At 41.1% G+C, this 10,544-nt stretch carries 9 protein-coding genes, 20 tRNA genes, 1 rRNA gene and 1 pseudogene; 25 read left to right on the top strand and 6 right to left on the bottom strand.

Annotation, left to right across the window (positions count from 1 at the left end; all coding sequences use genetic code 11):
* Positions 1–93: 93 nt before the first annotated feature.
* Entirely contained in the window at positions 94–1,221 is a 1,128-nt protein-coding gene (locus MHB42_RS14665; protein WP_340804000.1) for an IS4 family transposase, read from the top strand.
* A 22-nt stretch (positions 1,222–1,243) separates the two neighbouring features.
* Here MHB42_RS14665 and MHB42_RS14660 read toward each other — a convergent pair.
* The 4 genes and pseudogenes from MHB42_RS14660 to nadB form a co-directional block, all read right to left on the bottom strand.
* Positions 1,244–1,333 (bottom strand): annotated as a pseudogene (locus MHB42_RS14660) (glyoxalase/bleomycin resistance/extradiol dioxygenase family protein); the annotation flags it as partial.
* Between the two features lie 128 nt (positions 1,334–1,461).
* The gene (gene nadA, locus MHB42_RS14655) at positions 1,462–2,565 is read right to left on the bottom strand and encodes a quinolinate synthase NadA (RefSeq protein WP_340807089.1); all 1,104 of its coding nucleotides are present in this window, start codon (positions 2,563–2,565) and stop codon (positions 1,462–1,464) included.
* Positions 2,552–3,412 (bottom strand): carboxylating nicotinate-nucleotide diphosphorylase, encoded by an 861-nt coding sequence (gene nadC / locus MHB42_RS14650; RefSeq protein ID WP_340807087.1) that lies wholly within the window; start codon positions 3,410–3,412, stop codon positions 2,552–2,554. The genes nadA and nadC overlap by 14 nt, the downstream gene beginning before the upstream one ends.
* Complete coding sequence (gene nadB / locus MHB42_RS14645) at positions 3,369–4,955, bottom strand: L-aspartate oxidase (protein WP_340807085.1); 1,587 nt, start codon at positions 4,953–4,955, stop codon at positions 3,369–3,371. The genes nadC and nadB overlap by 44 nt, the downstream gene beginning before the upstream one ends.
* Before the next feature lie 91 nt (positions 4,956–5,046).
* On the opposite strand from nadB, the gene MHB42_RS14640 reads away from it, so the two are divergent.
* From MHB42_RS14640 to MHB42_RS14535, 22 genes are all read left to right on the top strand, one after another.
* A complete protein-coding gene (locus MHB42_RS14640) occupies positions 5,047–6,126 on the top strand; it encodes a cysteine desulfurase family protein (protein ID WP_340807083.1) in 1,080 nt (359 codons plus the stop codon).
* Between the two features lie 386 nt (positions 6,127–6,512).
* A 5S ribosomal RNA gene (rrf, locus tag MHB42_RS14635) occupies positions 6,513–6,628 on the top strand.
* 10 nt (positions 6,629–6,638) lie between these two features.
* Positions 6,639–6,714 (top strand) — tRNA-Val (locus tag MHB42_RS14630).
* Positions 6,715–6,718: 4 nt separating this feature from the next.
* A tRNA-Thr gene (locus MHB42_RS14625) sits at positions 6,719–6,794 on the top strand.
* A 7-nt stretch (positions 6,795–6,801) separates the two neighbouring features.
* Positions 6,802–6,877 (top strand) — tRNA-Lys (locus tag MHB42_RS14620).
* A 20-nt stretch (positions 6,878–6,897) separates the two neighbouring features.
* Positions 6,898–6,982: transfer RNA gene (locus tag MHB42_RS14615), tRNA-Leu, on the top strand.
* Between the two features lie 39 nt (positions 6,983–7,021).
* A tRNA-Gly gene (locus MHB42_RS14610) sits at positions 7,022–7,096 on the top strand.
* Between the two features lie 5 nt (positions 7,097–7,101).
* Positions 7,102–7,190 (top strand) — tRNA-Leu (locus MHB42_RS14605).
* Positions 7,191–7,199: 9 nt separating this feature from the next.
* Positions 7,200–7,276 (top strand) — tRNA-Arg (locus tag MHB42_RS14600).
* Positions 7,277–7,286: 10 nt separating this feature from the next.
* A tRNA-Pro gene (locus MHB42_RS14595) sits at positions 7,287–7,363 on the top strand.
* 16 nt (positions 7,364–7,379) lie between these two features.
* Positions 7,380–7,455: transfer RNA gene (locus MHB42_RS14590), tRNA-Ala, on the top strand.
* A gap of 27 nt (positions 7,456–7,482) precedes the next feature.
* Positions 7,483–7,556, top strand: a tRNA-Met gene (locus MHB42_RS14585).
* Positions 7,557–7,563: 7 nt separating this feature from the next.
* Positions 7,564–7,640 (top strand) — tRNA-Ile (locus MHB42_RS14580).
* Positions 7,641–7,655: 15 nt separating this feature from the next.
* Positions 7,656–7,748, top strand: a tRNA-Ser gene (locus MHB42_RS14575).
* Positions 7,749–7,801: 53 nt separating this feature from the next.
* Positions 7,802–7,876: transfer RNA gene (locus tag MHB42_RS14570), tRNA-Met, on the top strand.
* Between the two features lie 26 nt (positions 7,877–7,902).
* Positions 7,903–7,978 (top strand) — tRNA-Asp (locus MHB42_RS14565).
* Positions 7,979–7,993: 15 nt separating this feature from the next.
* Positions 7,994–8,069: transfer RNA gene (locus tag MHB42_RS14560), tRNA-Phe, on the top strand.
* Positions 8,070–8,074: 5 nt separating this feature from the next.
* Positions 8,075–8,148: transfer RNA gene (locus MHB42_RS14555), tRNA-Gly, on the top strand.
* 4 nt (positions 8,149–8,152) lie between these two features.
* Positions 8,153–8,229 (top strand) — tRNA-Ile (locus MHB42_RS14550).
* A gap of 4 nt (positions 8,230–8,233) precedes the next feature.
* Positions 8,234–8,310 (top strand) — tRNA-Asn (locus MHB42_RS14545).
* 3 nt (positions 8,311–8,313) lie between these two features.
* Positions 8,314–8,404 (top strand) — tRNA-Ser (locus MHB42_RS14540).
* Between the two features lie 2 nt (positions 8,405–8,406).
* Positions 8,407–8,478 (top strand) — tRNA-Glu (locus MHB42_RS14535).
* Positions 8,479–8,629: 151 nt separating this feature from the next.
* On the opposite strand, the gene MHB42_RS14530 is transcribed toward MHB42_RS14535, so the two are convergent.
* Complete coding sequence (locus tag MHB42_RS14530) at positions 8,630–8,989, bottom strand: TcaA NTF2-like domain-containing protein (protein ID WP_340807081.1); 360 nt, start codon at positions 8,987–8,989, stop codon at positions 8,630–8,632.
* 113 nt (positions 8,990–9,102) lie between these two features.
* Between MHB42_RS14530 and MHB42_RS14525 the strand changes: the two genes are divergently transcribed.
* Positions 9,103–9,231, top strand: a complete 129-nt coding sequence (locus MHB42_RS14525; RefSeq protein ID WP_340807080.1) for a hypothetical protein — start codon at positions 9,103–9,105, stop codon at positions 9,229–9,231.
* A 167-nt stretch (positions 9,232–9,398) separates the two neighbouring features.
* Here MHB42_RS14525 and MHB42_RS14520 read toward each other — a convergent pair whose 3' ends face one another.
* Positions 9,399–9,554: a double zinc ribbon domain-containing protein gene (locus tag MHB42_RS14520; RefSeq protein WP_340807078.1), complete on the bottom strand. Its 156-nt coding sequence runs from the start codon at positions 9,552–9,554 to the stop codon at positions 9,399–9,401.
* A 165-nt stretch (positions 9,555–9,719) separates the two neighbouring features.
* On the opposite strand from MHB42_RS14520, the gene MHB42_RS14515 reads away from it, so the two are divergent.
* Positions 9,720–10,481, top strand: coding sequence for a MerR family transcriptional regulator (locus MHB42_RS14515; protein ID WP_340807076.1), 762 nt, complete (start codon positions 9,720–9,722; stop codon positions 10,479–10,481).
* The last annotated feature ends 63 nt before the right edge of the window (positions 10,482–10,544 follow it).

The following is a 10,544-nucleotide window of genomic DNA, read 5'->3' as shown; positions in this document are numbered from 1 at the left end:
TTAACTAAATTTTCCTATAAAAAACTAATAAAAAAGAGAGATTCCATGTAAAATGTAAGTTACCACACCAACATTTACGAGGAGGAATCTCTCATGGCTAAGAATACCACGATTTTCACATTACTTCAAAACTTTATTTCACAGGAAGAACTGGACGGGATTCTAGCTGAGTTTCAGTTTGAAGATACGGCTCGTAAATGTAATGTAGCGACACTTTTAGACTACTTGGTTGGTGCTGCTACATTTGAATGGAAAAGTATGCGCCACGCTGCGGATGTTGCACCCGCACACGGCTTAAAATCAGTGGACTATTCGACACTTTCAAAACGTTTAGGTGAACTGAATTACCTCATCGTGAAGCGTATTTTCGAATTAATTGTCGGCCGATTAAACCGAGCTGCAAGGCGTTCTCTCAAGTTAAAAAAAGAACTTCTGGCAATTGATTCGACAACGATTACGGTCGGAAAAACTCGTTTACCATGGGCGCTTTATCACGGGAATCGTTCAGGGATCAAACTGCACGTCAGCTTTACAAATGAAACAGGTATGCCTCTTCAAATCGTTGAAACAACTGGGCTGAAGCATGATGGTCCAATCGGTGTTCAATTAGAAGATAAGCGTTTTATTTTAGTGGCGGATCGTGCTTATTTTTCAATTGATAAAGTCGATCGATATGCAAAAACGCAGCAGGATTTTGTCATTCGTTTAAAAGAGAATATTCAGTTAAACCGTAAAAAATCGTTACAACGAGCAGCTGTGGAAGGTTCAAATATCGTCGCAGACTTTACTTGTACGCTAGGTACGGCACAAAAACAAACCGAAAAACGCCATCGTATTGTCGAGTTTACCGATTATGAAGGTGCGATTGTACGTGTCGTCACGAATCTTCGCGATGTATCCGCAGAAGAAATCGCAGGCATGTATAAGGAACGTTGGGCAATCGAATCCTTCTTTCGCTGGATTAAACAAAATTTAAATGTGCCAGTATTATTTGGCACGACTAAAAATGCGGTATTTAGTCAGCTTTTCGCCGCGTTAATTGCCTATGTTTTATTAAAGTTTTTACACAGCCGCATTCAGTTGAAATCAGACGTAGACTCCTTGTCATTCGCAGGTTTTACACGCCTGTTTCTTTGGCATGCGCTTCCGGTGAAATGGCGAACGTACGTCGAAGAAATCTTATCATCAGCTCGGATGATTTATCAAAAAAGTGTTACGTGATTTTGGCTAATCAACACGCGTGTTCAAAACCTAACTCTTTAAAAAAATGGATGGATTTATTCAAATCTTTTACTGGTAAATTGATAAAAATATTTTTTGATTGAAAAGTCATTTTTTATCACCTCCAATTCGACAGTAGCATAGAGCTAAATACTATGTCAATTGGGACTGATTCCAACGATATAGGCAAATAAAAAAAGGCAGAAACATTGCTTTCACAACATTTCTGCTTTTAAAAATTTATCTTCTAGCTAGCATTCTTTCTAGGGAACTAAGTGCTTCAGCTGTCGTTTGCTCATCCACTTGGATACGATTATGTGGCTGTCCCTGTTCAATGCTTTCAAGACACCATAACAAATGTGGAAGGTCGATTCGATTCATTGTTAGGCAAGGGCAGAAGTTTTCGTTTAACGAGATAATATGTTTATCTGGATGCTGTTTAATAATACGGTTAACAAGGTTCATCTCTGTCCCTATTGCCCAAGCAGTGCCGCTTGGTGCTTGATTAATAGTATCAATAATGTATTTTGTTGAGCCTGCATCATCAGCTGCTGCTACCACTTCACGACTGCATTCAGGATGAACAATAATTCGCATATGTGGATATTGCTGACGAACTATTTCTGTATGATAAACTGTAAATCCTTCATGCACAGAACAATGCCCCTTCCATAAAATAACTTGAATATCTTCAAGAGGCTGCTCTGTTTCTAGCTTATTGCTATGTGGGTTCCACACAGCCATGTTTTCAAGGGGAATGCCTAAATCATAGGCAGTATTTCTTCCTAAATGTTGGTCAGGTAAAAAGAAAATACGTTGTTTCTGAGTAAAAGCCCATTGTACAAGTGCCTTTGCATTAGATGACGTTACACATGCACCACCATGTTTGCCTGTAAATGCTTTAATAGCAGCCGTTGAGTTTACATATGTTAATGGGATGATTGTATCACCAAAGAGCTGTTGAAGAATCGGCCATGCTTGTTCAGTTTGATAAATATCTGCCATATCCGCCATCGAACAGCCTGCTCGCATATCTGGTAAATAAACATGCTGTTGTTTTGTTGTTAGCATATCTGCAGTTTCAGCCATAAAATGAACACCGCAAAATACAATATGCTCAGCTTCTTTATTTGCTGCTGATAATTGTGCTAGCTGGAGGGAATCACCGGTTGCATCAGCAAATTGAATGACTTCATCCTTTTGATAATGATGACCTGGAATAAATAGCTTATATCCTAATTTCTTTTTGATGGCTAAAATACGAGATTCCATTTCCTTTACAGATAATGTTCGATAATGCTCAGGTAGTAATGTCGTTTGTTGTAATAAACTAGTAATAGACAATGGAATGATCTCCTTTCATTTGTACAAGTGCACTAATATCGAAGGCTTGAACGGAATGTGTTAATGAACCAAGTGAAATCCACTGAACACCTGATTGCGCATAAGCCTGTAAATTTTCCAATGTAATACCTCCTGAAGCTTCTGTTGCAATTGAGGGGGGAACAGCAGGGAGCCATGCACGTATTTCTTCGGGACTACGATTATCAAACATAATAATATCTGCCCCTGCCGTAATTGCTTCATCCAACTGTGCCTTTGTTTCAATTTCAACTTCGATTTTCACAGTATGACCGACTTTTGCACGAGCCGCTTGAACAGCTTTTGTAATGCTACCAGCAAAGGCAATATGATTATCTTTTAACATAATTGCATCATATAGACCATGACGATGATTATAAGCACCACCGATTCTTACAGCATATTTATCGAGCATACGCAAACCAGGAATCGTTTTACGTGTATCACATATTTTCGCATTGGTTCCTTTTGTTTTTTGAACAGCTTGATGGGTAGCTGTAGCAATAGCAGACATACGTTGAATAAGGTTTAAAATAACGCGCTCACCCATTAATAATTTCTGCAATGGCCCTTTAATAACAGCGAGAACATCACCAGCCTCTACTTTATCGCCATCCTGTTTATAAAGCTGGATTTCCATTGAATGATCGAGTAGAAGAAAGCCATGCTCAATAATGGGGGAGCCACAAAAAATACCTTGCTCTTTTGCATAAAAAGAAAAAGCTCCTTGTTCCTTAGCTGAAAATATAAATTCACTCGATAAATCCCCATCACCAATATCTTCATTAAAAAACTGCTTGAGCATTTCCTCGAGTTTGATGATATTCATACAAAGAGTTCCTCACTTTCATTTGTCCTTGTGAAAAAATAATCCAACGATTTGCCCACTGTGCCTCCATTTTAGGTGTATCTGTACGAATATGGGCGCCCCGTGTTTCAGTTCTTGCGATGGCAGCCTGCACCATCAATGTTGCAACAATATGCATCATCAATAATTCCAGCTCTGTTTGCTCCAACTTCTTTAAAGGAACATGGAGAAGTGATGGTAAGGAAGGCAATTGCTGTGCTAAATACTGCATATCATCCATCGTTCGAACAATGCCTAAAGATTGCATCATCTGTTGCTGTAATTGCTGTTTACTCATTAAAGGTGGTAAGGCATGAGAGTATTCATGCTGGGCAAGCATAAAATTTCTTTGATGGCAGCCTTTTTGAATAATGAATTGTGCCATTTTTTGCCCAAATGTAATACCTTCCAATAAGGAATTGCTGGCTAAACGATTCGCACCATGGACACCAGTACAAGCGACTTCACCAACTGCATATAAGTTAGTTATTGTAGTTCGTCCTTTATCATCAGCGATAACACCACCCATTAAAAAGTGACTTCCTGGTGCTACAGGGATTAACCCATTCTGTAAATCAATATGATGGTCATCACAGAGCTGCGCAATCGTTGGAAATCTCGTTCTAAAATTATTAATGCTAGCAATATCAATAAACGTTTCCTCACCAGCGGCACGCTTTTGATAAAGTGCCAATGCAGTAATATGTCTTGGCGCTAAGTCAAGCTGTTCATGTAAGCCTTTCATAATGGGCTGACGCTGTGCATCCACAAAGACACCGCCAGCGCCTCGCACAGCTTCAGAAACTAATCCTCTCGCTTTATTTTCACACCATAGCAAGCTTGGATGAAATTGCATAAATTCCATATCGCTAATGGCAGCACCTGCACGAAAGGCTAGAGCAATGCCATCTCCTGTACTTGTTGGATAATTCGATGTGCTTGCATAGAGAGCGCCTGCACCGCCTGTTGCTAGAATAATATGATGAGCAAAGTAACGCTTGTTACCGTGTTGTCCCTTTGTCAACACACCTATACAGTCACCATCTGTATTCAGTAAAAGCTCATAAGCCATTTCATAACAATGAATCTTTGTTTTAGGTGATAGCTTATGAAGCAAGTAATCAATCAAAATTTGACCAGTGCGATCACCACCTGCATGTAAAATACGATGATGGCTATGGGCTCCTTCTAAGCCTAGCGCAGGCTTCCCATTGCTATGTCGATCAATTGGTAGCCCTGCTTTTAGATAACTATCGATTATTTTCACACCATCTTTTATTAGTGCTTCTACATGCCCTTGCTCATGATGATATTCTCCTGCCTTCAATGTATCCGCAATATGATATTCAATATGATCTTTTTCACTGATAACAGCAGCAACACCGCCTTGTGCACGATAAGAGCTACTAACATGTACCTCTGACTTTGTCACAATCTCTACTTGGAAATGCTTTTCAAGCAATGTGGCGGCTTGAAGTGCAGCAATACCGCTGCCAATAATAACAACGTCTGTTATTACATCCATAGCTATACCTTCTTTACAGTTGTCTTGACACATATCTTTACATAAAATAAAGAAGAAAACAAGACCTGATCAATAAGAGAGGAAGAATACAATGATTTATATGGATTATGCGGCAACATCACCGATGACAGAAAAAGCTCTCGCTGCCTATATGGAGGTTGCACAGCGTTATTACGGCAATAGTGCAAGTTTGCATGATGTAGGAGGGCAGGCTCATTATTTTGTGGAGCAATCAAGGAAAGTGGTAGCCAATGCGCTTGGTATTCATCGTGACGGTATTATCTTTACAGGAAGCGGAACAGAGGGAAATATACTAGCTATTTTGTCCTTAGCATTAGCCTCCACAAAAGGGAAGCATATTATTTCATCACAGGCTGAGCATACTTCTGTGCATGCAGCATTAAATACATTAGAGGAGATGGGCTTTATTGTTACTAAATTACCATTACAAAAAGATGGCTGTATTGATTTACAGCAGTTACAGCAAGCCATTCGAGAGGATACAGCATTAATAACGATTCAGCATATAAATTCTGAAATTGGTGTAATTCAGCCCGTGGAAGAAATAATAGAGATAGCAAAAGCATCTCATATCTTCTGTCATATTGACTGTGTCCAATCCTTTAGAAAGCAAGTATTACCAACTGGTGCAGATGCTCTTACCATTTCGGCTCATAAAATTGGTGGACCAAAAGGCTGTGGTGCTGTTTACATAAATCCAGTAATTCGTGTTCCTGCACTAGCACCAGGCGTTACACATGAGCGAGGCTTAAGAGGAGGGACCATTGATACACCAGCAATTGTTGCTTTTGCGACAGCGATTGAAGACTATCAGTATGACTGGCAGCACTATAAGGCGTTAAGAAAATTTTTCACAAGCAACTTACCAAAAAACTGTCAGCTTATAGAATGTCATCAGCAATTACCTAGTATTTGTGGTGTGATGATGGAGAAAGTGGAAGGACAATATGTATTATTGAAGTTAAATGAAGCAGGTATCTGTATTTCTACAGGAAGTGCATGTGATATTCATAGTGAATCTGGCACAAAAGCAATTTTATCAATGGGTTATACTAGTGAGGTAGCACGACAATTTTTTAGAATATCTTTTGGCCCGTCTACAACATTTGAGGAGATTGAAACATTACAAAAGGCTCTTGTTGCTATTTAACAATGGATTATAAGATGCGTAATGATTATCCTTTATTTTACAGATAATATCTACGAAACTGTTAATTTTCGTTGAGGGGGAACTATAGCTTCAACTAATTTATTTTGGCTGAAGTCGTTCCTCTTTCCTACAAAACATGCCTGTTTATAGTATATATTTCTATAATCAACATGCTTGATATTATAAAATAATTGTTTTCTTTTGAATTAACAATTGCTATAATGTGTTGCAGGGCAATATTTTCTCTTACTTAACAAAAATATCTTTAAAAAGTAATAATTTCTTTTTTTATAAAAAAAGTGTTGCATAATATTAAAAAACGTTATACAATAATTCTTGTCTTGAAGGACATGGTAACAGCTTCAAAACAAGATACATAGTAAAAGTCTAGTGATAATGGCAAAGAGGTCACACCCGTTCCCATCCCGAACACGGAAGTTAAGCTCTTTCGCGCCGATGGTAGTTGGGGGCTTCCCCCTGCGAGAGTAGGACGTCGCTAGGCATATTACCCAGGAGGATTAGCTCAGCTGGGAGAGCACCTGCCTTACAAGCAGGGGGTCGGCGGTTCGAGCCCGTCATCCTCCACCATGTTGCCGGCTTAGCTCAGTTGGTAGAGCAACTGACTTGTAATCAGTAGGTCGTGGGTTCGACTCCTACAGCCGGCACCATTTTTTTGAGCCATTAGCTCAGTTGGTAGAGCATCTGACTTTTAATCAGAGGGTCGAAGGTTCGAGTCCTTCATGGCTCACCATTTTGAATACCAACCATTAAGCGGGTGTGGCGGAATTGGCAGACGCACTAGACTTAGGATCTAGCGCCGCAAGGCGTGGGGGTTCGACTCCCTTCACCCGCACCATTCTTTATATATACCAGATTTTAAAAAACGTAAGCACATGCGGAAGTAGTTCAGTGGTAGAACACCACCTTGCCAAGGTGGGGGTCGCGAGTTCGAACCTCGTCTTCCGCTCCAAATGTGCCGGGGTGGCGGAACTGGCAGACGCACAGGACTTAAAATCCTGCGGTAGGTGACTACCGTACCGGTTCGATTCCGGTCCTCGGCACCATTTTTATATGCGCCCGTAGCTCAATTGGATAGAGCGTCTGACTACGGATCAGAAGGTTATGGGTTCGACTCCTGTCGGGCGCGCCAATAAAATGTACGGGAAGTAGCTCAGCTTGGTAGAGCACTTGGTTTGGGACCAAGGGGTCGCAGGTTCGAATCCTGTCTTCCCGACCATTTCCAAAAAAATTATGGGGCCTTAGCTCAGCTGGGAGAGCGCCTGCCTTGCACGCAGGAGGTCAGCGGTTCGATCCCGCTAGGCTCCACCATGATTTAATAACCAGTATAAAGATCCTGGCGGCGTAGCTCAGCTGGCTAGAGCGTACGGTTCATACCCGTAAGGTCGGGGGTTCGATCCCCTCTGCCGCCATCTTAAAGGACCTTTAGCTCAGTTGGTTAGAGCAGACGGCTCATAACCGTCCGGTCGCAGGTTCGAGTCCTGCAAGGTCCACCATTTATATATTGTTACGGAGGTATACCCAAGTCTGGCTGAAGGGATCGGTCTTGAAAACCGACAGGCGGGTAACACCGCGCGGGGGTTCGAATCCCTCTACCTCCTCCAGTTTTAAATTTTGATAAATGGTGCTTGAAAAACTCGAAACAGTATATAATTATCGCGGGGTGGAGCAGTGGTAGCTCGTCGGGCTCATAACCCGAAGGTCGTTGGTTCAAATCCGGCCCCCGCAACCAATTTTTATGGATGAAAGCAATCAAATGGTCCCGTGGTGTAGCGGTTAACATGCCTGCCTGTCACGCAGGAGATCGCCGGTTCGATCCCGGTCGGGACCGCCATTTATTTTAACATGTGGGTCAGTAGCTCAGTTGGTAGAGCATTAGATTGAAGCTCTAAGTGTCGGCGGTTCGATTCCGTCCTGACCCACCATGTATGCGGGTGTAGTTTAATGGTAAAACCTCAGCCTTCCAAGCTGATGTCGTGGGTTCGATTCCCATCACCCGCTCCAGAGAGGGCCTATAGCTCAGCTGGTTAGAGCGCACGCCTGATAAGCGTGAGGTCGATGGTTCGAGTCCATTTAGGCCCACCAATATTCCGAAGTAGCTCAGTTGGTAGTAGCACCTGACTGTTAATCAGGTTGTCGCAGGTTCGAGTCCTGCCTTCGGAGCCAAAAGGGGAAGTACTCAAGAGGCTGAAGAGGCGCCCCTGCTAAGGGTGTAGGTCGGGTAACCGGCGCGAGGGTTCAAATCCCTCCTTCTCCGCCATGGGCCCGTTGGTCAAGTGGTTAAGACACCGCCCTTTCACGGCGGTAACACGGGTTCGAATCCCGTACGGGTCATACAAAATGCAGTAGATGAACGTTCATCTACTGCATTTTTTTGTTCAAAATAGTCGAGAGCTGGATAGCCGCCTCTACTAGACGGATAGAAGCGTGAAAGTGACGCTAAATCGACGGATAGCATCTAACAGTGCAGTGGATGAGTTTAGAGTCATTCGCTGCACTTTTTGATTACATTGAAAGTAGTGAATTTTAATATTTGCAATTTTATATGCACCGTAATCACCGTATAGATCTTATAGCGATCATAGAATTGATAGTTATCTTGTGCATCGTAGAAATCAAATATTCTATTTATTTCTATATAGTATTGACCATTTGAATATTGAACATCTAGTATCTCATTGCCTGCAAAAAAGAAATAATGATCTTGGTATGCAATGTCATTCACATATTCCTCTGTAAGGCTATCGGCAATCCAGTAAAAATCACCTTCATTGAGTGCCATTTCATAATAAAGCCGGAATGCTTGCACGAATTGCCCTGCTAATAGGGCATCCGTTTCGTTCATTGTGTCCTCTTCAATTGGAGCTTCTCGATCATTTACATAGACATTCGCAACAGCATGAACCTCATTAGCAGTAAGAGGCTTAGCAGCCCATCCCTCAAATGCTATAAAGAGGAATGGAGAAGGCGAAATTAGTGCTTGTTCCAGTTGTGTATAACAGAGAGTTAATGCCTATTACATTGCCTGTATTGACATCAACCAATGGGCTGCTGCTACTACCTTTATCAATGTGTACATCTACCTGATAGATATGCTTATATATAAAATTTTCAAGTTCCATATCACGTTTATTGCCTAGTATGTAGCCAATAGAAGCCGAATTTTCAAAGCCTTGTGGCTACCAAATGCAATGACCTTTAAGTCTATTGGGGATTCAGACGTTTCAATACCTAATGGTTCAGTGTCTTAATAGCTAGGCACATGTTGCAATAAAGCAGACTGATAATACGATAATTGCCCATGTAGGAATACCTTGCTTGCGTAATGATGAATTAGTAAGTTTGCGACCACAGTCTGTGCAAAACTTGCCGTCCATAGCGTTTTCATGCTGACAATTTGGACATTTCATCCTATCATACTCCTGTGAAAATTTTGCTAGTTATATCGGCTTGTAAATATAATTTTATAGGTAGTTGTGGAATGATATAACTAAAAAAATTATGATTAGATTAAATTATTTTATTGACTTTAACGTTGCGTCAACGTTTACAGTAGCATTAGTGGAGGTGACAACATGGAATATACCATTCAGGAGCTTGCGAATTTGTCAGGTGTGAGTACAAGAACACTGCGCTATTATGATGAAATTGGGTTACTAAAGCCAGCAAGAACAAATGAGGCAGGCTATCGTTTTTACAGTCAGGTTGAAGTCGATATGTTACAGCAAATTTTATTTTATAGAGCACTGGATATGAAGCTATCGACGATTCAGGATATTATTCAAGCACCTAATTTTCAGCACTTTGAGGCACTGAAAGCACATCAAGTAGCATTGCAAAAACGCAAGAAACAGCTTGAAGAAATCTTACAAACAGTGGAAAAAACAATACAATCTATCGAGGAGGAACGACCAATGTCAAATGAAGAAAAATTTAAAGGCTTTAAAGAAAAGTTAATCGCAGATAATGAAAAGCAATATGGTCAAGAAATACGTGAAAAATATGGCGATGAAACAGTGGATGCTTCGAATGCTAAGCTTATGAATATGACTGAGCAGCAATATCAAGAAATGCAACAGCTAGAGCAGCAAATGTTTGAACGTTTAACAGAGGCGATGGAGCTTGGTGATGCGACAAGTGATATTGCTATGGAAGTAGCTGAGCTGCATAAAAGGTGGCTAAGCTTTACATGGAAGGAATATTCGAAAGAAGCACATGCAGGGCTTGCACAAATGTATATAGCAGATGAACGTTTTGCAGCATACTATAATGAGCGTGGTACAACAGGAGCAGTACAGTTTTTACATGATGCTATTATAGCCTACACAAGTAAGTAACAAACGCTTCCTTATGCTGACATGTTTTAGAAAGCGTAAATTCGGAAAACATGAAAGCATAAG

Origin of the sequence: Lysinibacillus sp. FSL K6-0232, assembly GCF_038008325.1 — a bacterium.
Lineage (GTDB): Bacteria > Bacillota > Bacilli > Bacillales_A > Planococcaceae > Lysinibacillus.
This window is presented reverse-complemented; position numbering and strand designations above follow the sequence as displayed.

Excerpts from the sequence above, each read along its gene's own strand:
- MHB42_RS14665 (WP_340804000.1), top strand. The coding sequence starts at position 94 with ATGGCTAAGAATACCACGATTTTCACATTACTTCAAAACTTTATTTCA.
- nadC (WP_340807087.1), bottom strand. The coding sequence starts at position 3,412 with ATGAATATCATCAAACTCGAGGAAATGCTCAAGCAGTTTTTTAATGAA.
- nadB (WP_340807085.1), bottom strand. The coding sequence starts at position 4,955 with ATGGATGTAATAACAGACGTTGTTATTATTGGCAGCGGTATTGCTGCA.
- MHB42_RS14640 (WP_340807083.1), top strand. The coding sequence starts at position 5,047 with ATGATTTATATGGATTATGCGGCAACATCACCGATGACAGAAAAAGCT.
- MHB42_RS14530 (WP_340807081.1), bottom strand. The coding sequence starts at position 8,989 with ATGAACGAAACGGATGCCCTATTAGCAGGGCAATTCGTGCAAGCATTC.
- MHB42_RS14525 (WP_340807080.1), top strand. The coding sequence starts at position 9,103 with ATGGAGAAGGCGAAATTAGTGCTTGTTCCAGTTGTGTATAACAGAGAG.
- MHB42_RS14520 (WP_340807078.1), bottom strand. The coding sequence starts at position 9,554 with ATGAAATGTCCAAATTGTCAGCATGAAAACGCTATGGACGGCAAGTTT.
- MHB42_RS14515 (WP_340807076.1), top strand. The coding sequence starts at position 9,720 with ATGGAATATACCATTCAGGAGCTTGCGAATTTGTCAGGTGTGAGTACA.